The sequence below is a fragment of the Paraburkholderia sediminicola genome (assembly GCF_046026675.1).
Lineage (GTDB): Bacteria > Pseudomonadota > Gammaproteobacteria > Burkholderiales > Burkholderiaceae > Paraburkholderia > Paraburkholderia sediminicola_F.
The window spans coordinates 1,550,037-1,572,848 of the sequence record NZ_JAQQEY010000001.1 but is presented as its reverse complement, the minus strand read 5'-3'; the positions used below and the strand labels follow the sequence as shown (position 1 = coordinate 1,572,848).

The 22,812-nt window shown below is 62.1% G+C and carries 19 protein-coding genes; 12 read left to right on the top strand and 7 right to left on the bottom strand.

Annotated features, from left to right (window positions below):
- Nucleotide 1 precedes the first annotated feature (1 nt).
- Nucleotides 2–835, bottom strand: coding sequence for an IclR family transcriptional regulator (locus PQQ86_RS06770; protein ID WP_408265473.1), 834 nt, complete (start codon nt 833–835; stop codon nt 2–4).
- Nucleotides 836–948: 113 nt separating this feature from the next.
- Here PQQ86_RS06770 and PQQ86_RS06765 point away from each other — a divergent pair, with 113 nt between their 5' ends.
- On the top strand, nt 949–2,088 hold the full coding sequence (locus tag PQQ86_RS06765; RefSeq protein WP_408265472.1) for an alpha-hydroxy acid oxidase: 1,140 nt from the start codon (nt 949–951) through the stop codon (nt 2,086–2,088).
- 32 nt (nt 2,089–2,120) lie between these two features.
- Here PQQ86_RS06765 and PQQ86_RS06760 read toward each other — a convergent pair whose 3' ends face one another.
- Nucleotides 2,121–3,620 (bottom strand): MFS transporter, encoded by a 1,500-nt coding sequence (locus PQQ86_RS06760; protein ID WP_408265471.1) that lies wholly within the window; start codon nt 3,618–3,620, stop codon nt 2,121–2,123.
- Between the two features lie 277 nt (nt 3,621–3,897).
- On the opposite strand from PQQ86_RS06760, the gene PQQ86_RS06755 reads away from it, so the two are divergent.
- The 11 genes from PQQ86_RS06755 to PQQ86_RS06705 all read left to right on the top strand — a co-directional run bounded on the left by PQQ86_RS06755 (nt 3,898) and on the right by PQQ86_RS06705 (nt 15,394).
- Complete coding sequence (locus PQQ86_RS06755) at nt 3,898–4,965, top strand: ABC transporter substrate-binding protein (RefSeq protein WP_408265470.1); 1,068 nt, start codon at nt 3,898–3,900, stop codon at nt 4,963–4,965.
- 16 nt (nt 4,966–4,981) lie between these two features.
- Nucleotides 4,982–5,836 carry an ABC transporter permease gene (locus tag PQQ86_RS06750; RefSeq protein WP_408265469.1) on the top strand — a complete coding sequence of 285 codons (855 nt, stop codon included), beginning with the start codon at nt 4,982–4,984 and terminating at the stop codon, nt 5,834–5,836.
- Nucleotides 5,837–5,884: 48 nt separating this feature from the next.
- Nucleotides 5,885–6,769: an ABC transporter permease gene (locus PQQ86_RS06745; RefSeq protein ID WP_408265468.1), complete on the top strand. Its 885-nt coding sequence runs from the start codon at nt 5,885–5,887 to the stop codon at nt 6,767–6,769.
- A 71-nt stretch (nt 6,770–6,840) separates the two neighbouring features.
- Nucleotides 6,841–7,707 carry an ABC transporter ATP-binding protein gene (locus tag PQQ86_RS06740; protein WP_408265467.1) on the top strand — a complete coding sequence of 289 codons (867 nt, stop codon included), beginning with the start codon at nt 6,841–6,843 and terminating at the stop codon, nt 7,705–7,707.
- 46 nt (nt 7,708–7,753) lie between these two features.
- A complete protein-coding gene (locus PQQ86_RS06735) occupies nt 7,754–9,130 on the top strand; it encodes an LLM class flavin-dependent oxidoreductase (protein ID WP_408265466.1) in 1,377 nt (458 codons plus the stop codon).
- Between the two features lie 31 nt (nt 9,131–9,161).
- The gene (locus tag PQQ86_RS06730) at nt 9,162–10,109 is read left to right on the top strand and encodes a TauD/TfdA dioxygenase family protein (protein ID WP_408265465.1); all 948 of its coding nucleotides are present in this window, start codon (nt 9,162–9,164) and stop codon (nt 10,107–10,109) included.
- A gap of 41 nt (nt 10,110–10,150) precedes the next feature.
- Nucleotides 10,151–11,338, top strand: coding sequence for an LLM class flavin-dependent oxidoreductase (locus PQQ86_RS06725; protein WP_408270144.1), 1,188 nt, complete (start codon nt 10,151–10,153; stop codon nt 11,336–11,338).
- 27 nt (nt 11,339–11,365) lie between these two features.
- The gene (locus PQQ86_RS06720) at nt 11,366–12,424 is read left to right on the top strand and encodes an ABC transporter substrate-binding protein (RefSeq protein WP_408265464.1); all 1,059 of its coding nucleotides are present in this window, start codon (nt 11,366–11,368) and stop codon (nt 12,422–12,424) included.
- A 41-nt stretch (nt 12,425–12,465) separates the two neighbouring features.
- The gene (locus PQQ86_RS06715) at nt 12,466–14,085 is read left to right on the top strand and encodes an ABC transporter substrate-binding protein (protein WP_408265463.1); all 1,620 of its coding nucleotides are present in this window, start codon (nt 12,466–12,468) and stop codon (nt 14,083–14,085) included.
- A gap of 38 nt (nt 14,086–14,123) precedes the next feature.
- Nucleotides 14,124–15,173: an aldo/keto reductase gene (locus PQQ86_RS06710; protein WP_408265462.1), complete on the top strand. Its 1,050-nt coding sequence runs from the start codon at nt 14,124–14,126 to the stop codon at nt 15,171–15,173.
- A 2-nt stretch (nt 15,174–15,175) separates the two neighbouring features.
- Nucleotides 15,176–15,394, top strand: coding sequence for a hypothetical protein (locus tag PQQ86_RS06705; RefSeq protein WP_408265461.1), 219 nt, complete (start codon nt 15,176–15,178; stop codon nt 15,392–15,394).
- A 153-nt stretch (nt 15,395–15,547) separates the two neighbouring features.
- Here PQQ86_RS06705 and PQQ86_RS06700 read toward each other — a convergent pair whose 3' ends face one another.
- The 5 genes from PQQ86_RS06700 to PQQ86_RS06680 all read right to left on the bottom strand — a co-directional run bounded on the left by PQQ86_RS06700 (nt 15,548) and on the right by PQQ86_RS06680 (nt 22,728).
- The gene (locus PQQ86_RS06700) at nt 15,548–17,263 is read right to left on the bottom strand and encodes an ABC transporter ATP-binding protein (protein ID WP_408265460.1); all 1,716 of its coding nucleotides are present in this window, start codon (nt 17,261–17,263) and stop codon (nt 15,548–15,550) included.
- A 32-nt stretch (nt 17,264–17,295) separates the two neighbouring features.
- A complete protein-coding gene (locus PQQ86_RS06695; protein ID WP_408265459.1) occupies nt 17,296–18,267 on the bottom strand; it encodes an ABC transporter permease in 972 nt (323 codons plus the stop codon).
- Nucleotides 18,268–18,308: 41 nt separating this feature from the next.
- Nucleotides 18,309–19,289 carry an ABC transporter permease gene (locus PQQ86_RS06690; RefSeq protein ID WP_408270141.1) on the bottom strand — a complete coding sequence of 327 codons (981 nt, stop codon included), beginning with the start codon at nt 19,287–19,289 and terminating at the stop codon, nt 18,309–18,311.
- Nucleotides 19,290–19,302: 13 nt separating this feature from the next.
- Nucleotides 19,303–20,907, bottom strand: a complete 1,605-nt coding sequence (locus PQQ86_RS06685; protein WP_408265458.1) for an ABC transporter substrate-binding protein — start codon at nt 20,905–20,907, stop codon at nt 19,303–19,305.
- Between the two features lie 186 nt (nt 20,908–21,093).
- Entirely contained in the window at nt 21,094–22,728 is a 1,635-nt protein-coding gene (locus tag PQQ86_RS06680; RefSeq protein WP_408265457.1) for an ABC transporter substrate-binding protein, read from the bottom strand.
- Nucleotides 22,729–22,812: the final 84 nt, after the last annotated feature.

Below are 22,812 nucleotides of genomic sequence, written 5' to 3'. Positions count from 1 at the left end.
CTCAGCGCTGATAGCCCGTGAGCCGCGACTTCGAAATCGACGTTGCGGCCACCTGCACGTGTTGCGCGAGTTCGGCTTCCACTTTCTCACGCGACCAGCGCGAGGTCGGCACCGAGATATTGATCGCGGCGACGCCCATGCCACCGTGATCCGTCACCGGCGCGGCAACGGAAATATCGCCGAGCACGGTTTCGTTCTCGATCACCGCGTAGCCGCGCCGGGCGACTTTGCGCACTCGCTCGAGCAGTTTGTCGGGATTGGTTTCGGTGTAGTGCGTGAGCGGTTCGAGGCGCGTTTGCGCGAGGATCTCGCGCACGCGATCGTCGGACAGACGCGAGAGGATCGCGATGCCGGCGGCGGTGAACATGGCCGGCAAACGGGCGCCGACCACGATGTCGATATTCACCAGATGCTGGCCCGGAAACCGCGCGACGAACACGATCTCGTGACCGTCGAGCTCCAGCAGGTTGGTGGTCTCACCAAGGCGCCGGCTGATGTCGAGCAGATACGGCGAAGCCTTGTCGATGAGCTCGTTGGCGCGCACGTAGTTGTAGGAGAACTGCAGCACTTTCGTCGTGAGGCCGTAGTTGCGCGTGTCGGGAACACGGTACAGATAACCGAGCGCTTCCAGCGTATGCACGAGACGCTGCGTAGCGCTGCGGTCGAGGCCGGAGGTTTTCGCGATATCGACGAGCGTCATGTGACGGTTCGGACCGTCGAACGCATGCAAGACCTGAAACGCTTTCGCGGTCGAGCCGACGAACAGCGACGAGCGCGTCGGCTCCGGTTCAGCCGCCTTGATCTTGCGGGCTGTGCCTCTGGCGTGTTCTGACATGGTGATAGCGCGGCCTTAAGACAGATCGTTACGAAAGATCGAATAGCAGTTATCTCGATTGTAATGCGATTGAATCGGACAGCCGTAGCAAATTTGAAGTCTGTGGAGCATTCATGCTTTCATGCGTAGCTGATTACCGGATCGCCGCCCAGAAACGTCTGCCGCGCCTTGCCTTCGACTATCTCGACGGCGGCGCCGAGGACGGCGACGCCTTGCGCCGCAATGCCGAGGCTTACCGCCAGTGGCTCTTCAAACCGCGCGTGCTGACCGACGTGTCGCGCTGCTCGAGCGCCACGCAGTTTTTCGGACGGGAGGCGGCCGCGCCGTTGATCGTCGGGCCAACCGGTCTGAACGGCCTGTTCTGGCCGCGTGCCGACGAACTGCTCGCCCACGCCGCGAGCGAAGCGGGCTTGCCCTTCGTTCTGTCGACAGCCTCCACCTCCCTGCTCGAAGACGTGCGCGCCGCCGCGCCGCGCGGCGACCTGTGGATGCAGCTCTATGTGCAGCAGGACCGCGGTATTGCCGAGGACCTGATGCGGCGCGCGAGCGCGGCCGGCTTTTCCACGCTCGTCCTGACGGTCGATGTGCCGGTCCACGGCAAACGCGATCACGACACGCGCAACGGCTTCACGCTGCCCTTGCGGTTGTCGCCGCGGCTCATTGCCGATTGCATCCGCCATCCGCACTGGTGCTGGCAGATGGCGCGCCATGGTTCACCGCAATTGAAGAACATCGCACAGAGCGTCGGCGAACGGGCGGACCTGGCACGTCACGCCGCCATGCTCAGCCGGCAGATGGACTTGACGCTCGGATGGACGGATCTCGAATGGGTCCGGCGTCACTGGAGCGGCAAGCTGATCGTAAAAGGCATCCAGGGGCGCGACGACGCATTGCTGGCGCTCGCACGCGGAACGGATGGGATCGTGCTGTCGAACCACGGCGGACGCCAATTGGACAGCACGTTCGCGCCGCTCGAACTATTGCCGGAAATCGCCGACGCCGTGGGGCACCGTCTCGATGTTTTCGTCGACGGCGGCGTGCGGCGCGGCAGCGATGCATTGAAAGCCGTCTCGCTGGGCGCACGTGGCGTATTGCTCGGGCGTGCGCCGCTTTACGGTCTCGCGTCGCGCGGCGGCGCCGGCGTCAAGGAGGTGCTGGCCCTGATGATGCAGGAGATGCATATCGCCATGCGCCTGCTGGGATGTAGCGCGCTCACTCAACTGCGACCGGGCCTGGTCGAGCGCGCCGCGTGATTGTTGAAGGACGTTGAAGGACGTTGAATACGCTACGCCAGCGCCGCGTTTGCTTTGGTCGGCGGGTCCGCGTAGTCCTCAGCATCGATGTCATAACCCGACGGCTCCCAACGGATCGCCAGCAGCACGAGCAACGAAGTCAGCGGCGCAATCGCGATGAGCCAGAAAACCTTCGTACCGAACGCAGCAGCCAGAACCGGGAATAGGAACAACGAAACCGTCGAGGCGGAACGCACCAAGGTCTGATTGAAACCCACGCCGATTCCGCGCAGCGAGGTCGGATAGCTCAGCGATGCGTAGGTCATCGAATGGGAACCCGGTCCGAAACCTTGCCCGAACAGATAGCCGCCGAGCAACAGGATCGCAACCACCACGAGCGCGCCGCTGCCCGGTTTGCCGATCAACGCGAGCCCGATCAGCGAGGCGAACTGCAGCGAGTGCCCGAGCACGGTCATCTTCCAGGCGCCGACGGTCGGCGCGGTGCGCACGCCGATCAACCCACCCACGAACGCAAATACCAGGTTCAGCGCGAGTGCCGCGATGATCGTCGTCAGCGGCCCCTGATGAAAGAAGCTGGTGATGATTACCGGCAAGCCGAAGATGATCGCGTTGTAGCCGAACGAAGAAGCACTGCCGATCACCGCGGCAAGAATCGTGCGGCGCCGATAAGTCGCGTTGAACAGGACCCCATAGTTACGCCAGGACGCCGCGCGCGGCGCCTTGACCGGCGTCGTGCTGCGTTCAACCACCGCGTCGACGCCGTACGAGCGCTTCAGAATGCGTGCGGCCTCTTCGAGATCGCCCTGATTCGCTGCCCAAACAGGCGATTCGCTGATATAGCGGCTGCGCACGAGAATAATCACGATGGCCGGTACCGCACCGAACGCGAGCGTCAGACGCCATAACCAGCCAAGCTGATGCTCGGGCAGAATCGCGTACAGCCCGAGAATCAGCAGATAGCAGGTGCTCGTGGCCGCGTACCATGCGGGGCACCACGCGGCGACGCTGGCCGCCTTGTTGCCCTTGCCCGCCACCCGCGAGAACTCGGCGAGAAACGCCATCGCCACCGGCAGATCGAGCCCTACCCCGAAGCCCATCAGAAAGCGCGCCCCGCCGAGCACCCAAGCATTCGGCGCAAGACCGGCTGCGATCGCCGCCACCACGAAGAACAGCATATCGGCCATGAACACGCGATAGCGGCCGATGCGATCGGTCAGATACCCACCGAACAGTGCACCGAGGATCGCGCCGAACGTGATCGCCGACGAAACAAATCCCACCTGAACCGGTGATAAGGAAAACTGGCGCGCGATGTCCTTGATTCCGTAAGCAAGCGACGTCAGATCGTAAGCATCGAGAAAGACGCCACCCAAGGCGATCGCAATCACGATACGTGCGTTACTGCCCTTTGCGGCGCCTGCATTGACGATGCGCGAAACATCCTGCGCACTACGGATAACCGTGGGAGACGCTGTGTTACCGGCCGGCGCGTGCGGGTCGGCGACGGTAGATGGAAAAGCAACAGTGGACATGATCTCGCGTTCGCATGAATGGCTGAAGCGTCGCATGGTAGCCATGCAATCCATGCCGGCAAAACGACGAATTTAACTATGCAAATCGGGAATCGCGCACTTGCACCGCCCCAGTGCCGCACGGACCCTTGCAGGCAACGTGGTTCGAACTACTGCAGATTTTCTTATCAGCAATGATTGGTTGGATTCGAGCGCGCGCGAATCTAACGTGTATTGCCAGCTCTCTGCCCACCTGAGCATTTGCACTCCATTCCCTTCCATTGATCGGTATCGCCGCATGCGCTATTTTCGTCTGCTGAAATCTCTTGTTGCCGTGGCGACCCTGTCGCTTGCCGCGGTTCACGCCTATGCTGACAAACCCGCCGTGATCCGGATCGGCGTTGCGCAGCAGGGCACGGGCGATCCGCCTACCTTCGGCGGTTCACCCGCGGCGACGGTGCAATTGCAGCAGTCGCTCGAAAAAGAATTCGCCGCTGACGGCATCAAGGTCGAATGGCTGTTCTTCAAAGGCGCCGGCCCGGCCGTGAATGAAGCGATTGCCGACAAGTCACTCGACTTCGCCTTTCAGGGCGATCTGCCTGCAGTACTGGCCCGCGCCAATGGCCTGAAGACTCACCTCCTGATCGCCTCGGGCGTGCGTACCGGCATCAAGATCGCCGTGCCCACGGATTCGGATGTGCGTTCGATCAAGGACCTCAAAGGCCGCCGCGTCTCCATTTTTCGCGGCACCAATCTGCAACTGGTCGCCGACAACGCGCTCGCCGCCAATCAACTCGAAGAGCGCGACCTGCGCGTGATCAATCTCGACACCGCCAGCTCGCTCGCCGCTCTTGCGTCCAAGGGGATCGACGCGTCGGTCAACGACTACCACCTGTACAAACTGCGCGACCAGGGCCTCGCGAAAATCGTCTATGAGTCGCAGAACGATGGGCCGCAATTCACGCGTCAATCGCATCTGCTGGTACTCGACGATTTCGATAACGCGCATCCGGATGTCGTGCAGCGCGTCGTCAACGTGTTCGTCCAGGGCGCGCGATGGTCGTCGGATGAGGCGAACCGCGATGCGCTCTTCAAGCTGTGGGCGAAAAGCGGCGTGCCCTACTCCTCATGGCAGGCCGAGTTCGCTAATCAAAGTCTGAAAGATCGCAATTCGCCGCTGATCGACCCGTTCGTCGTCGCGCGTTATAAAGCGGTCGCGGCGGGTGCCCTGAAACTCAAACTGATCCGGCAACCCGTCCAGGTCGACGGCTGGTTCGAGACGAAGTATCTCGACAACGCGCTTCGCGCACAAAAACTCGACCACTACTGGACGCGCTACGACGCTGCCGGCAAGCCGCTCAGCTAAAACGGGAGCGATCACAATGAGCGAAACCGCACTCCAGGTCGATAGCGAACGGCTCGGCCACGCTGACGCGGCGCCGCGCGCGCCGCTCTATCGCAATGCGCGCTTGCGTGCCCTCGCCTGGCATCTCGCGCCATGGGTACTGCCAGTCGTCCTGCTCGCCTTATGGGCGACCGGTTGCGAGCGCGGCTGGATCGCGCCGCAGATTTTGCCGCCGCCCGAGCGGGTGTTCCACACCTTTGTCGAGTTGGCGCGCAACGGCGATCTCGCAAGTAACACGCTCATCAGTCTCCAGCGCGTGCTGCTCGGTTTCGTTGCGGGCACCCTGGTCGGTTTTGTGGTCGGCGCGGCGCTCGGTCTGTCGCGTACCTTCGAAGCCTATGTGCTGCCGAGCTTCAATGCGTTGGTGCAAATTCCGGTGCTCGGCTGGCTGCCGTTTCTGCTGCTGCTCGTCGGTGTCGGCGAGCCGCTCAAATACATCCTGATCGCGCATGCCGCGCTTGTTCCCGTGACCTTGAGCACGCTGCAAGGATTTCGCCAGACACCCGCATCGCTCGATGAAGTCGCACGCGTCTTCGAATACAACCGCTGGCAACGGATCATCTATCTCGTCCTGCCTGCTGCAGTACCGACGCTCGCCACCGGGGTGCGGCTCGCGTTCACCAAAGCGTGGCTCGCACTGGTTGTCGTCGAGCTGGTGGCGTCGTCCGAAGGGCTCGGCTATCTGATCGTCTACGGGCGGCAACTGTTCCAGCTCGACCTGGTGATGGCCTCGGTGGTCGTGGTCGGCGCCATCGGTTACGCGATGAATCGTTCGCTCGACGCGCTCGAAGCGCGTTTGCGACGCGGTCAACCATCGGCGTTTCGCGAGTAATGGTAGTGGCGCCGATTGCTGCCACGCATCGCATATGAGGTATCCACGATGAATCTTGCTCTCTTTAAGCGGCCTGCCGGATCGAAACAGCCGGCCGATGCTTCCTGCGACTGCGGCAGTAACGTGCCCGCCTCCTTCCAGCGCGCGGCGCGTGCGCGCCGGTCCCTGCTCACACGCGTCGACTTGCGCGGCGCCGTCCTGCCCATCGTCGCCATTGCGATCTGGTGGGCGATCTCGGAAGCGCACGTCGTCAAGAGCGGCTTGCTGGTCAGCCCCGCGCAGGTGTTGGCCACTGCCTCGCAGCAAATCGTCAGCGGCGCGCTTTTCAAGGCCCTTTCCGCATCGCTCGTGCGTGAAGCGAGCGGCTTCGTGATCGGCACGCTAGGCGGCCTGCTGCTTGGCAGCGCGCTGGGCTTCTCGCGACTCGCCACGCGCATGATTGGCCCGAGCTTCGACACGTTCAAGCAGATCTCCCTGTTTGCATGGATTCCGCTGATTTCTGTGTGGTTCGGTCTCGGCGACGCAGCGAAAGTCGTGTTCCTCTCGCTCGCGGCGTTGCTGCCGGTTGCCGCGCATACATGTGACGGCATTCATGCCGTGCCGCGTGCCTACATCGAAGTCGCGCGCGCTTTTCGCTATTCGCGCTGGCAATTGATCCGCGCTGTCATTCTGCCGGCCGCATTGCCGTCGATTTTCACCGGACTCTATCTTGCGCTGATCTATTCGTGGCTCGCCACGCTTGGCGCGGAATATCTGCTGGTGGCAGGCAGCGGGATCGGCAATACGCTGATCGACGGCAGCGAGCAGTTTCGCATGGATCTGGTGCTGTTCGGCGTGATCGTGGTCGGCGTGACCGGTTGGGCGTTGAACGCGCTGGCGCGCGCAGTGGAACGGGTGATCTTTGCGCGCCGTTCGCAGGCGGCCGCTCGATAAGCACGCAGCCGATATTCACCAGCTATGCGCTGAATTTGCACTGAACACAGATTACAGATCAAGGTCCGCACATGACTTCTTCCACACTGTCCGACAGCATCGACATTCTTCACGTCAGCAAGCGCTATACGCAACAAGGCGGCACATCGCTCGCGGTGCTCGACGACATCAGCCTGCGGGTTCGCCCCGGCGAATTCGTCAGCGTGCTTGGTTCGAGCGGTTGCGGCAAATCGACCTTGCTGCGGCTGATCGCGGGACTGGACACCGATTACAGCGGCGATATCGTCGTTGCCGGAGACAAGGTGCGCGATACGTCGCTCGAGCGCGGCATCGTGTTTCAGGATCACCGTCTGTTTCCATGGCTCACGGCGTCGCAAAACATTCTTGCCGCGTTGCGTAACGCGCCGCTGTCGGCACGGGAAAAGCGCGATGCGGTTGCGCAGCACATTGCGCTCGTCGGCCTGAACGGCTTCGAGAATGCGTATCCCCATCAGCTATCGGGCGGCATGGCGCAGCGTGTTGCGATCGCACGCGGCCTCGTGAACCGCCCGCGCGTGCTTCTGCTCGACGAACCGTTCGGTGCGCTCGATGCGCTCACGCGTGGCCGCTTGCAAAACGAGTTGCAACGCATCTGGGAACACGAACGCATCACGATGATTCTCGTCACGCACGACGTCGACGAAGCGCTCTATCTCGGCGACCGCGTCGTCACCATGGCGCCACGGCCGGGCCGCATCAAACGGATCGTCGATGTCGCTCTGCCGCGTCCACGCGAGCGTAACGATCCCCGCTTCATTCGTTTGCGCGACGAAGTGCTGGCCGACTTCGCCGAGCACGACGCCGCGCGCCATGAGCCTCACGACGACGATACGCCACACGGCGGCACGCGCATCCCGGTGGCGAATCCCCCGATCACCGAATGGCGGCTCGCCTGGTGACACCCGCGGTACCCCCCATACACACAAACCCTTCGCGGAGACAACGATGAGCGGTGAAAATCGCCAGAAGCGACAGATCAAACTGGGCGCCTTCCTGATGGAGACAGGCCACCATATCGCCGCATGGCGGCATCCGGATGCACTCGCAAGTGGCGGACTCGACTTTGCACACTACGCGGAACTGGCGCAGATCGCCGAACGCGCCAAATTCGACACGATATTTTTCGCCGACAGCGTAAGCGTACGCGACACGAATTTACCCTCGCTATCCCGCACCGCGCGCGCCGATCATTTCGAACCGTTGACGCTACTGTCCGCGCTTTCGGTCGTAACGAAACACGTCGGCCTGATCGCCACGGTCTCCACCACGTTCAACGAACCGTACAACCTCGCGCGCAAATTCGCTTCGCTCGATCATCTGAGCGGCGGGCGCTCGGGCTGGAATCTCGTCACATCGAGCACCGAATCCGAAGCGCTCAATTTCAATTTCGAACGCCATCCGGAGCACGCGGTCCGCTATGAACGCGCGCGCGAGTTCTACGATGTGGTGGCCGGCCTATGGGATAGCTGGGAAGACGACGCGTTTATCCGCGACAAGGAAAGCGGCGTGTATTTCGACCCGGACAAATTGCACGTGCTCGGTCACAAAGGCAAGCATTTCAAGGTGCGCGGACCGTTGAACGTCGCGCGTTCGCCGCAGGGTTGGCCAGTCGTCGTGCAGGCCGGCGCATCGGAAGCGGGACGTGAGCTCGCGGCGCAAACCGCGGAGGTGATCTTCGTCGCACATCAGACGCTCGACGAAGCGCAGTCGTTCTATCGCGACGTCAAAGGCCGCCTCGCGAAGTACGGCCGCTCGCCGGATCATCTGAAGATCATGCCGGGCATATTTCCGATTGTCGGCCGCACGCAGGAAGAAGCCGACGCGAAGTTCGCCGCGCTGCAGGACCTGATTCATCCGACCGTCGGTCTTTCGCTGCTATCGAACATGTCGGGCGGCATGGACCTTTCCCAGTATCCCGTCGACGGGCCCCTGCCCGAGTTGCCGGAAACCAACGGTGGCAAGAGCCGTCAACGCCTGCTGTTCGATCTCGCGCGGCGCGAAAACCTGACGATCCGCGATCTGTATCTGCGCATTGCCGGCGCGCGCGGCCATCAGCAGGTGGTCGGCACGCCGCAGAGCATCGCGGACCAGTTGCAACAGTGGTTCGAAGAAGAAGGCGCCGATGGCTTCAACATCATGTCGCCGTGGTTGCCGGGCGGGTTGACGGAATTCGCCGAACTGGTGGTGCCGGAGTTGCAGCGGCGCGGACTTTTCCGCACCGAATACGACGGCCGCACGCTACGCGAGAATCTCGGGCTGCCGCGACCTGCAAACCGCTATACCGCCGAGACAAAACAGGTGCCCGCCGTAGCGGGATATTGACGCAACACGTTCTCTTCGCCAGGAGCCTCCCATGAGCGCAGCCGCATTGCAGGAAGTACAGTCGATTCAGGTCAACCCGCTTTCCGCGCATATTGGCGCTGAAATTCACGGTGTCGATCTCACGCAGAAACTGGATGCACGTCAGATCGCGGACATTCGCGCGGCGCTTCTTAAATGGCGCGTCGTGTTCTTTCGCGAGCAGTTTTTGACGCACGAGCAGCACATCGCTTTCTCCGCGCAGTTCGGCGAGCTGACTCTGGGGCATCCCGTGTTCGGCCATGTCGACGGTCATCCGGAAATCTATTCGATCTCCAAGTACCGCAAAGCAACGCGTTTCGAGGGGCAAACGCTGCAGCGGCCCTGGACCGGCTGGCACACGGACGTGACGGCCGCGATCAATCCGCCCTGGGCGTCGATCCTGCGCGGCGTGACGATTCCTCCGTACGGTGGCGATACGCAGTGGACCAATCTGGTGGCCGCGTATCAGAAGCTTTCCGCGCCGTTGCGCACGTTCGTCGATGGCCTGCGCGGGCTGCATCGCTTTACGCCGCCAGCTGGCGCAAGTGGAACGGAAGCATTCGTCAAAGCCGTCGAACAACGCATTCTCGTTACGGAGCATCCGCTCGTCAGAGTGCATCCGGAAACGGGTGAGCGGGCGCTCTATGTCAGCCCGAGCTTCCTGAAGTCGATCGTCGGCGTGACGCCGCGCGAAAGCCAGGTGCTGCTCGAACTGCTCTGGGAGCACGTGACGCGCCCCGAGTTCACCGTGCGCTTCAAATGGGAGGCCGGCAGCATCGCCTTCTGGGACAACCGCGCGACGGCTCACCTCGCCCCTACGGATATTTTCGATCTCGACTTCGATCGGCAGTTGTATCGCACGACGCTGGTGGGCGATGTGCCGCTTGGCCCGGACGGTGCGCAGTCGGTCGCGATCGAAGGCTCGCCGGCGAGCGCCGCTGCTGCGGTCGCGTTGAACTGAGATTCACTGTGACTCACTCAACTCTGGCTGCGTCCTCGCCCGTGCCGACGGCTTCCGCCGAAGCGACGCGTGACGCCTCATCCTTCGTTCCGGTTCGGTCGCCTACTGCATTCGCGGATAGCCCGGTATCGCGCGCATTGGAACAGCCGCTGCTGCTCGGACTGTTCCTGCCGATTCAAGCGGGCGGCTGGAGCGCTTCGACACTTGCTCGCACCACCGACTGGTCATTCGACTACAACCTTGCACTCGTGCAAAAAGCCGAGGCATTCGGTTTCGACCTCGTCTTCGCGTTGTCGCAATGGTTGCCAAAAGGCGGCTACGGTGGCGTATTCAACGGCGAAGCGCTCGATTCATTCATGTCACTCGCCGCGATGACCGCGCGTACCGAACGCATCATTCTGGTGGCGACCAGCCACGTGCTTTACGGTCCGTGGCATCCGTTGCATTTCGCCAAATTCACCGCGACGCTCGATCACATTTCGAAGGGCCGCTGGGGTATCAATGTCGTCACCGGTCATCGGGCCATCGAACATGAGATGTTCGGTTGGCACCGTATCGAACATGACCGCCGCTATGAACTGGCTGCCGAGTTTCTCGACGCCGTTCAGCAACTATGGGCGCAACCGGAGAACTTCAGCTTCGCGCCCGAGCTTTCCTCGTGGAAGCTGGACAAGGCGTTTGTCACGCCGAAGCCGCGTTATGGGCGTCCGTTACTCGTGAATGCGACCGGCTCCGACGCCGGCATCGATTTCGCCGCCCGTTACTCGGACATCGTGTTCATCACGAGCCCGGCCGGCTCCGAGATCGAAGGCGCGCTAGCCGCATTGCCGGCTCACACGGCGCGCGTCAAGGCCGCGGCGGCCAAACACGGCCGCAAGATCCGCACGCTGATCAACCCGATGGTTATCTGCCGCGAGACAGCGGCCGAAGCGCGCGCCTATCACGACGCGATCGTCGCACACGGCGACGAAGGCAGTTTTCATCGCTTCGACAGCGACGCCCACGCATGGCGCGGCAATGCGGAACAGCGCAGTCAGGCCGCCGCGCGCGCGGTGGGCGGCAACATCTCGATCGTCGGCTCGCCGCAGCAGATCGCCGATTACATCGTGCGTTTGCAGCAGGCCGGCGTGGACGGCGTGCAGTTGAGCTTCTTCGATTTTAAGCCCGACCTCGATTTCTTTGGTGAGCGCGTGTTGCCACTGCTGCGCGAAGCCGGTCTGCGGTACTGATGGAACTCAAAACAACAAGGTGATCGTATGAGCCGACTCTGGTACACGCGCTGCCCTGCCCCCACCCCTTTCGGCATCACCGTGCAAAAGGGCTGGCTGGAAGAGGAATTCGCTGCCGATGGAATCGACGTCAAGGCGCTGCAGGATGCCGACGACGTGCAGATTCGCCGCTCGCATTTCACTCACACGCAGCCGTGGTCGTTCCGTCAGGGCGGCAATATTCCCGCGCTTTGGGCACGCGCCCAGGGCAGCAACACCCGCTTGATCGGCCTGAGCTGGGTAGATGAATTCCAGGCGCTGATCACGCTCGACAAACAACTCGACACGAGCCCCGAATCGCTTGCCGGACGCCGCTTCGGATTTCCGCTCAACACCCGTGCGAGCGTGGTCGATTTTCATCGCGCGACCGCGCTGCGCGGCTTCTCGTCCCTGCTCGGCGCGCTGGGGGTGCAACTCGAAGACATCGATCTGATCGATCTGCCGCACACGCCGCGCAGCCTCGAAGACGCCAAACCTGCCGCCGATGCGCCGCTCGCCGATTGGCTCGACGCGCAACGTTCGCACGAATTCGCGCGTGAAGCCGAAGCGCTGCTGCGCGGCGAAGCCGACGTCGTGTTCGTCAAAGGGGCGACGGGACTCGATATTACGAACCTGCTCAATGCAAGGATTCTCGTCGACATCAACGCCCAGCCCAATCGAACATTGCACGCGAATAACGGCACACCGCGCCCGCTGACCGTGGATGCGCAACTGCTGCGCGAGCGCCCGGATCTGGTCGAGCGCGTTCTCGCCCGTACGCTGGACACCGGCGACTGGGCCAGCCATCACGCGACCGAAGTGACTCAGTACGTTGCACGCGAAACGCGCAGCGCCGAGCATTGGGTTGAGCGCGCGTACCCAGGTGGCCTGCATCGGCAACTGACGATCGGACTCGATCCCCACGCGCTCGCTGCCCTCGCCGATTTCAAACGTTTCCTCTTCACGTGGGGCTTCATTCCATCGGACTTCGATTTCGATGCATGGGTAGACCCCGCGCCCCTTCGCGCAGCGCTCGGCCGGAGACAGGCACTGACGCCTTCGGTCTGAACCGGTTTCGCGCCACTCTCTTTTTCTCACACAACCCAACGATGGCACATGTCACATCGCGGCCGACGCTACGCCGCCGCGGCAAACACCTGTTCAGCGCCGCACTCGGCTGGGCGCTCACACTCGCCATCGCACTACCGGGCCTGCCGTCACAGGCGCAGACCCGCGGCGGCACGCTTAACTTCATCGTCACGCCGGAGCCAACTGCCCTCGTCGATCTAGCCACCACCGCAACCAACGTGCTGAAGGTCAGTCCAAAAGTTGTCGAGGGGCTGCTCGAATACGACTTCAAATTTCAACCCAAGCCGTCGCTCGCCACCTCGTGGGAAGTCAGCGACGACAGCCGCAAATATGTTTTCCATCTGCGCCGCGGCGTGAAATGGCACGACGGTAAGCCCTTCACCTCCGACGACGTTGCGTATTCAATCCAGACGCTCAGGCAGGTCCACCCGCGTGCGAAGACCACCTTCGCCAATGTCATCGACATCGCGACGCCGGACCCTTATACCGTCGTCATTACGCTGTCGAAGCCGGCACCCTATCTGATCAAGGCGTTTTCCTCGTCGGAAACGCCCATCGTGCCAAAGCACATCTACGAAGGCACCGACGTGTTGAGCAATCCCGCCAATAACGCGCCGATCGGCACCGGTCCATTTCGCTTCGTCAAATGGGTACGTGGCAGCTACATCGAATACGTGCGTAACGACGACTACTGGGAAAAAGGCAAGCCCTGGCTCGATCGCATTGTCGTCAAAGTGATCAACGACCCCGCCGCCCGCACTGTCGCATTCGAAGACGGCTCCGCGGATCTGAGCGGCGATTCCCCCGTACCGCTGTCCGATCTCGAACGCCTGAAAGGCAATCCGAAGCTCGGGCTCGAGACACGCGGCTACGAGTTCCAGGCGGGGGTGTCGCGCATCGAGTTCAATCTCGACAACCCGGTGCTGAAGAATCCGAAAGTGCGTCAGGCGATTGCGTCGGCGCTGGATCGCGAAGTGATCCGCAAGGTCATCTACTACGGTTATGCAACGCCGCTCGCGAGCCCGATCATTCCGTCGAATCCCTACTACGATCCGGCGCCTACGCCCTATCCGTTCAACGTGGAGCGCGCCAACGCGTTGTTCGACGAAGCTGGCTATCCGCGCAAGGCCGACGGCACACGCTTCGCCTTGACGGTCGATCCGTTGCCAATCGGCGATCTGCCCGCGCGCACCGCTGCTTACGTGAAATCGGCGTTGGCACGCGTGGGCATCGCCGTCACCGTACGCAGCCAGGATCTGCCTGCGTATCTGAAGCGCATCTACACCGACCGCGATTTCGATTTCAGCATCAACGGGATGAGCAATCTGTTCGATCCGGTGGTCGGCGTGGCACGTCTATACACGACCAATAACTTCCGACGCGGCGTGCCCTTTACCAATGGCTCGCATTACAGCAATCCGGAGATCGATCAGCTGTTCGCGCAGGTGGCGGAGGAAACCGATGAAGCCAAACGCAAGCAGTTGTTCTCACAGATCCAGCGCATTCTCGAACGCGATCTGCCGGACGTCAACCTCGTGGCGCCGCAGTACCTGACGCTCTATTCACGCGCCGTGCACAACCATACGACCTCGCCTGACGGTCTCTCGGCCAGCTTCGCCGACGTGTGGCTGCAACGCTAAGCCTCTTTCGATTCACATTCTTACGGAACCCGACTCACATGGAATACAGACAACTCGGCCGCAGCGGTATCAAGGTCTCGACGCTCACGCTCGGCACGATGATGTTCGGCGGCCCGACCGACGAAGCGACCTCGGCGCGCATCATCGATCAGGCTCTCGAACAAGGTGTTAATTCGATCGATACCGCGGACGCCTACGGCAAAGGCGAATCCGAGCGCGTGGTTGGTCGCAGCATCGCCGCGCAGCGCGAACGCTGGGTGCTCGCCACCAAGTTCGCCAATTCGCTCGACAGTAACGACGTCAATGCACGCGGCGCATCACGCAAACATATCGTGCGGGCTGTCGACGCGAGCCTGAAACGCCTGAATACTGACTACATCGACCTCCTCTACATTCATCGCGAAGACCATGAGACACCGGTCGAAGAGACTGTGCGTGCGCTCAACGATCTGATCCAGGCAGGCAAACTACGCTATTACGGGTTGTCGAATCATCGCGCGTGGAAGATTGCCGAGTTCAGTCATACCGCGGAGGCGCTCGGACTCGATGCGCCAGTGGCAAGCCAGCCGCTCTACAACATTGCCAATCGCCAGGCCGAAGCTGAGCATCTAACGGCCGCGCATCGCTACGGGCTCGGCGTCATTTCGTATAGTCCGCTGGCGCGCGGCGTGCTGACCGGCAAGTATGAACCGGGCGCGACACCCGCTTCCGACACGCGCGCGGGCCGCAGCGACCGGCGCCTGCAGCAGACCGAATGGCGTCCCGAATCGCTCGAACTCGCGCGGCGCGTGCGCGAGCACGCCGAAGCGCGGGGGCTTTCCGCGGGGCAATTCGCGCTCGCCTGGGTGCTCAATAGCCGCTACATCAGTTCGACGATCGGCGGCCCACGTACTGAAGCGCAATGGCAGGACTATCTGCCGGCGCTGCGTTACCACCTGACGTCTGAAGACGAAGCATTCGTCGACTCGCTCGTCACGAGCGGCCATCCGTCAACACCGGGTTTCAACGATCCGGGGCATCCGTTCTTTGGGCGAATTGCGCGGCATGGGGCTTCCCACGACGCTCACGCGGCCGTTCAGCAGGGATAGCCATGACATTCGACTGGCGCAATTTCCTGCAGACCTCGCTGGCGTTTCTATCCGCCGGCACGTTCGCTACGTTCCCCGCCTGCGCCGCTGATAGCGGCGGCACCGCACAGGAACTACGTGTCGGTTTCGTACCCGGCCCTTACGCTGACGAGTTCAAGGCAGGCGTCGAACCGCAATGCACGTCCGACGCAGGACATCGTCGAGGCGTATCAGTCGTCTGATTTCCAGCGTGCGATTCGCAGCAATCGTTTCTATGACGGCTTTCGCTTGCCGGCGTACTTAGGCAAAGAATGAAAGGGGTTTGAGGAATGGCGAGGGCGGCATCAGCCGCCCTGCTTGATAGCGCTTGAGCGTTGTTGTGCGCGCTCTGTTGGTTACGCGGCCTGCGCGTCGAAAGTCTTGCCCGGAATCGCGTCAAGCAGCGTGCGCGTGTACGGATGCTGCGGCGCGCGCCAGATGTCGCGATGGTGGCCGCTCTCGACGATCCGTCCGGCCTGCATCACATGCACGCGATCGGCGATATAGCGCACCACCGAGAGGTCGTGCGAGATGAACAGATACGCGAGCCCCAGATCGCGCTTCAGATCGACCAGCAGATTGAGAATCTGCGCCTGAATCGACACGTCGAGCGCGGACACCGGCTCATCGCAGATCAGCAGATCCGGCTCCAGCACCAGCGCCCGCGCAATCCCAATGCGTTGCCGTTGCCCGCCCGAAAATTCATGGGGAAAGCGGCCGAGCGCCGAACTCGGCAGTCCCACCCGATCGAGCATAGTCGCGATGCGCGAGCGGCGCTGTTGCGCGTTGCCAATGCCGTTCACCACCAGCACCGTATCGAGAATCTGCGCCACCGTGCGGCGCGGATTAAGCGACGCATACGGGTCCTGGAACACCATCTGCACATGACGCCGTAGCGGCCTCACCTCGCGTTCGCCCAGCGGCACGAGATCGGTGCCGCGCAACCGGATTTCGCCGCTCGTTGTCGGCACCAGGCGCAGGATCGCTTTGGACAGCGTCGATTTCCCGCAACCGGATTCGCCGACAAGCCCAACCGTCTCGCCCCGCGCAATCTGCAGCGAGACGCCGTCGACGGCACGCAGTACGGTTTTGCCATGACGCTGCTGATAGTCGATCCGCACGTCCCGCAATTCGAGCAACGGGGCGTTGCTGAGCGCCGCAACACGCTGCGCGGGATCCGCATCCGCAACATACTGCCCGGTACGCGCAGTACGCGGCACCACGGCGAACGTCGGCTTGCCGTCTTCGCCAATGCCGTGGCGAATTTCTGGGAGCTTCCAGCCGCGATAATGCAGATCGTCCGCAAGATTCAACGACGCGCCAAGCAGACCACGCGTGTAAGGATGTTGTGGTTGCGTGAAGAGTCGCGCAACCGGCGCTTCTTCCACCTTTTCGCCCGCGAGCATGACCGCCACGCGATCCGCGTGCTTGGCAACGATGCCGAGGTCGTGCGTGATCAGCAGCAAGGACATCGACAACTCGCGCCGCAAGCCGTCGAGCAATTCGAGAATATGCGCCTGAATCGTGACGTCGAGCGCCGTGGTCGGCTCATCGGCGATCAACAGACGCGGCCGGCAGGCCACCGCCATCGCGATCATCACCCGCTGCCGCTGACCGCCGGACAGCTCGTGGGGATAGTCGAACACGCGTCGCTGCGGATCGGGAATCTGTACCAGGTCCAGCAGTTCGATTGCACGCTTCCATGCCGCGGCTTTGGACAGACGCTCATGCTGCCGCAACGTCTCGACAATCTGCGCGCCGATCGGGAGCACGGGATTGAGCGACGTCATCGGCTCCTGAAAGATCATCGAAATCTGCCGGCCGCGAATCTCCCGAATCTCGCGCGCCGGCAGATCGAGCAGTTCGCGACCGTCGAAACGCAGGCTCCCCGTCACCCGTCCCGGCGTGGACACGAGACGCATCAATGAAAGCGCTGTCGCCGATTTGCCGCAACCCGATTCGCCAACCAACGCGAGGGTCTCGCCTTGCGCGATATCGAAACTCAGGCCGCGCACGGCTTCATGCGCGCCGAAACTGACGCGCAAGTCGCGTACTTCAAGCAGGTTTGCCACGGTGCATCCTCTGTACGTTGTCAGCAGGGTCGTCAAACCCGTTCGCGCAGGCGTGGGTTGAGCGCGTCGTTCAAGCCGTCGCCGAGCAGGTTCAGTGCGAGCACTGCCAGCACAATCGCGGCACCGGGAACGGCGGTCAGATACCACGCGGTGCGCAGCGAATCGCGGCCGGCGCCGATCATGCCGCCCCAACTCACCACGTTCGGATCGCCCATGCCGAGAAACGACAACGACGACTCGATCAGAATCGCGCTCGCCACCATGACCGATGCGGTCACGATCACCGGCGGCAACGCGTTCGGCAAAATCTCGCCGAAGATGATGCGCGCGTTGCTGAAGCCCTGGCTGCGCGCGGCGAGCACGAAATCCGATTGGCGCAGCGTGCGGAATTCAGCGCGCACGATCCGTGCAACCGTGGGCCACGAAGCGATGCCGATCGCCAGCGCGATGATCGTCACACTCGGCCGGCCGATCGCCACAATCACGATGACCAGCAGAAACGACGGCACCGTTTGGAAGAGTTCGGTCACGCGCACTAGCAGATCGTCGATCACGCCTCCGAAGAAGCCCCCTATCGCACCGACCAGGGTGCCGATCACCAGACCGATACCGGCCGATGCCGCACCGATCAGCAATGACACACGCGTGCCATGCGCGATGCCTGCAGCCACATCGCGTCCCAGCGAATCGGTGCCGAGCCGGTATTGCGGGTCGACGCCCGGCCATTCGAAGGGCGCCGCCACCATGTCGAGCGGATCGCCTGGAAACAGGTGCCCTGCGCTGATTGCCAGTGCGATAAAAGCCGCGAGCAATAGAAGCCCGGCAAGTGCCGACGGGTTGCGCAACAGCGCTCGCCATACACCTCGACCCGCGCCGCGCGATTCCGAAGCATGCGATGAGCCGGCACGTCGCTGACCGAACAACGTGCCGGCAAGTTGACGCCGCCACGGCGACGTCGTGGGCTCAGGCGGCGTGGCAATCAGATTGGAAGAGTCGGAAGCCATTTCATCCCTCTAAAGTCAGCATGAGTGTCGAAGCCGTCACGTCACGCCACACGCGGATCGAGCCACGCCTGCAGCAGATCGACCAGAACATTGGCGACGATCACGAGCAACGACGACAGCAGCAGAACGCCGAGCAGCACACTGAAATCGCGCGCCATCACAGCGTCGAGCGCGAGACGCCCGAGACCCGGCCAGCTGAACACCGTCTCGGTCACAGCAGCGCCGCCCAGCAGCGTGCCAAAATGAATCCCGATGATCGTCGTGAGCGGCATCAGGGCGTTGCGCAACACATGCCGCACCGTCACGCGCCATGGATGCAAACCTTTGGCCTGTGCAGTGCGCACGAAGTCCTGGCGTTGCACCTCGAGCATCGCAGCCCGTGTGAGCCGCGCATAGATCGCGACAAAGAATGTCGCCAGCGTCGCGGCTGGCAGAAGTACATGTCTGGCTGCATCGGCGAAATAGGCGAAGCCGTGCAGTTGCACGCCGAGCGTAATGTTGCCTCCGCTCGGCAGCCAGCCCAGGTGCACCGAGAACAACACGATCGCCAGCAAGCCGATCCAGAAACCCGGTGTCGAATAGAACAGCAAGGCCAGCACGGACAGCACCCGGTCGGGCCACTTGCCGGCCCAATGCGCCATCACCACGCCCAGCACCACGCCCGCCACGATCGCGAACGACAACGCGACACCCATCAGCAGCAGCGTATTCGGCAGGCGCGACAGGATCAGTTGCATCACCGGCATGTCGTATCGCGGCGAATAACCCAGGCTGAAATGCGAGAGATGCGCGAGGTACGACCACAACTGATGCAGCACCGGCTGATCGAGCCCAAACTTCGCGCGCAGCACCTGCATCGTCTCCACCGTCGCGGAGCCGGATTCGCCGGCCAGCACGTCGGCGGCGTCGCCCGGCATCAGCTTCAGCAGGAAGAAATTCAGGATCACGATGCCGATCACCGTCGGCAGCGCCTGCCACGCCGTACGCCGTGCAATTGCTGCGAAACGCAAACGTCGACTAATCGTGTCTCTCCTGTCACGCGCTCAGATAGACATCCGCGAGATTGCCTTCCAGGCCCTGCGCGGAAACCGTATGGTTGTGAACGCGACGGTTCGCGAGCGTGACCATGCGTGGCGCGACCAGGTTGAGAATCGGCAGCTCGCGATAGACGATCTGCTGGAACTGCTGGTACAGCACGACGCGTTTGCTTTCGTCGGTTTCGATCGACGCGCTTTCCAGCAGCCGGTCAACTTCGGGGTTGCTGTAGTGCGGCGCGTTCGAAAACGGCACACCCGGGCGGATATTCTTCGACCAGTAGAGGCGCTGAACCCCCACGCTCGGATCGAACAGCGTGTTGACGCCGATACTGGTGAAGTCGAACTGACGATCCGCATACACACGCTTCAGGAACGCCGGCAAATCCTGTGAACGAACCGTGATGTCGATGCCGACCTTCGCCAGCGCCGACTTCACGTAGTCCGCCTGGCGGCGGTACATGTCGCCATACGGCAGAAAATCGTGCGTCAAACCGAAGCGCACACCGCCATCCTTGCGCGGATAACCCGCTGCATCGAGCAATTTCTCCGCGTTGCCGATATCGAATGCATACGGCGTGAGTTTGGGATCGTGATACGGAGACCCCGGCGTGATCGGCGTGGGTGACAGATCGGCATAGCCGTATGCCACGGTGCGCTGTACAACCTGTGGATTGATGGCGTGGGCGATCGCCTGGCGCACGCGGAGGTCTTTGAGAATCGGGTGATCGAGATTGAAGTCGATCTCGGCGAGCGGTTCCAGAAAGCGATAACCGCGCGTTTCGACGCCCAGTTGCGGCAATTGCGTAAGCCGCGGCAGATCGGTGAGCGGCACCGGATTCTCACCACCCAGGTCCAGCGCGCCTGTTTCGAATGCGGCGGAACGGGCGGCAGCGTCGGGAATGACCTTGAACACCAGACTGTCGATATATGGTTTGCCCGCGTCCCAATAGTCCGGATTGCGCTCGTAGACGATATTCGCACCGCGCGTCCACGATTTGAAGCGGAACGGCCCGGTGCCGATCGGTGCATTGTTGTGCGGATTGGACAGCGGATCGCCCGATGCGTAAAGGTGCTTGGGAACGATCGGCGATTCGCCCGCGGACAACGCCTTCAGCAGATACGGCGCCGGCTTCGCCAGCTCGATCACCGCCGTACGCGCGTCCGGCGTGGCCACACGCGTCACATTGGCAAAAGTACTCCTGCCACGCGGATGCACCGTCTTGAGCAAATCAATCGAGAAAGCGACATCGGCTGAAGTAAACGGCTGCCCGTCGTGCCATTTGACGTTCTGCCGCAATGTGAAGGTGTATTTCAAGCCGTCCGGGCTCACGGTCCATGCCGTGGCCAACTGCGGCTTAGGCTGCAAATTGAAGTCGTAGGCGAGTAGGCCTTCGAGCACCTTGGAACTCGCAACGAGCGCGGGCCCCGTTGTCTGAAAGATCGACACGAGCACCGGTGGCTCCGGATTGATCAGCATGTTTAGCGTACCGCCCCGCTTCGGTGCGGCAGCCTCGCCCTGGGCGAACGCCAGTGCCGGCATACCGGCCGCCGCGAGCGCTGCGCCCGATGAAATCAGAAAATCGCGTCGATTCAGCCCTGCCATGTGATCCCGATCCTTTTGCCGATGATTCGGCCAGTCACGGCCGAGTGAAATGTCGTCATGTTTTTTCGGCAATGCTGCTGCCGCAGCGCTCACGATAAAGCCGCTGCGGCAGCAAACGAACCAATCGTTAGGCATATGCAAAGCACGGTGCGGAGGAAAGGCGATGCACCCTTTCGGATCGTTAGCTCATGCAAGAAACACATCGGCCAGATTTCCGCCCAGACCGTCCGCGGTCACCGTATGGTTATGCACACGTTTGTTGTAGAGGGTCACTTGCTTAAGCGTGATCAGATCGACGATCGGCAGATCACGCGCCACCACCTGCTGGAATTTCCTGAAATAGTCGACCCGCGTGCGCGGATCGTTCTCCACCGCGGCTGCTTCGAGCAGGCGGTCGACCTCGGGGCTGTCGTAGTGCGACGCATTGGAAAACGCCACCCCTTTCTTGAAGTTACGCGACCAGTAAAGGCGCTGCACACCCACGGTCGGATCGAAGGTATTGCCGAGAAAGTTGGCGTCCAGATCGAAATCGCGATCGGTGTAGATCCGCCTCACATAGGCGGCGAAATCCTGCGAGCGCACGGTCGACTCGATCCCCACGCGCCGCAACGTCTGCCGTAAATATTCGGCAAGGCGCGCGAAAGTCGAATCGTAGGGGTTGAAATCGATCGTCAGCGGAAAGCGGAAGCCATTGGACTGCCGCGGCAAACCCACCTCATCGAGCAATTGCTCCGCTTTGGCGAGATCGTACGGCAAGGTCGGCACGCTCGGATCGTAGAACTGGGTCAACAGTGGGCTGATCGGTGAAGGCGCAACGATCCCGTAGCCGTACCAGACCGACTTCAGGATTGTCTGCCGATCGATGCTGTGCGCAATCGCCTCGCGAACTTTTTGCTTCGCCAGATAGCGATTGTCGAGATTGAACTGCAGCTGTGTTTGCGCAGCGTTGTAGCTATACCCACGCGTTTCCAGTGCTAGATGAGGCAGTGCCTGCAAGCGCTGGATGTCGAGAAGCGGCACCGGATTCTCACCGGCCAGGTCCAGCTCGCCGGTTTCGAGTGCGACGGCACGCGCCGCGGGATCGTTGATGAAACGCACGATCAGTTCGTCGATATACGGCTTGGGCGCGTCCCAGTAGTCAGGATTGCGCACGAACACCACATGACTACCCCGCTCCCAACGCTTGAACCGGTACGGTCCCGTGCCGATCGGGTCGATGTTATGGGGATTCTCCAGCGGATTGCCGCTGCCGTAAATGTGCGCGGGCACGATCGGCGATTCCGACGCGGCAAGCGCATAGATCAGATACGGTGCAGGCTTCGATAACTTCAGCAACGCCGTGTGCGAGTCCGGCGTCTGCACTTCAAGCACGTTGGCGAAGGTCGAGCGGCCACGCGAATGATACTGCTTCAGCAGCCCGATCGACACCGCCACGTCCTTCGACGTGAACGGCTGACCGTCGTGCCAGCGCACGCCCTCTCGCAGCCTGAACGTGTACTGCAAACCGTCGGGACTGATCGCCCAGGTGGTTGCAAGCTGCGCGCGCGGTTGCACGTTGAAGTCATAGGCCAGCAAACCTTCAGTGACCTTCGGGCTGATCCTCTGTTCCGCGCCCGCCGTGGTCGCGAAGTTGACCAGTGCGTTCGGCTCCGGATTCACCAGTACCGTCAGCCGGCCACCGTGTCGAGGCGACACCGTGCTGGCCTGAACCGCCGCCTGCGCCAACGGTGTGAATGGGCCGAGCGCGATGCCGGCCGCACTGCCCGCGAGCCCAAGCAAAGCGTGACGTCGTCCGGAATGAAATCCTCTGTGTTGGCTCATGGTTACTCTCTTCGAATGCGAAGCGTCATGCCACCGGCAGAGCTCCGCAATATCTATCGGATGCGCCGCAAGATATCAACCGCC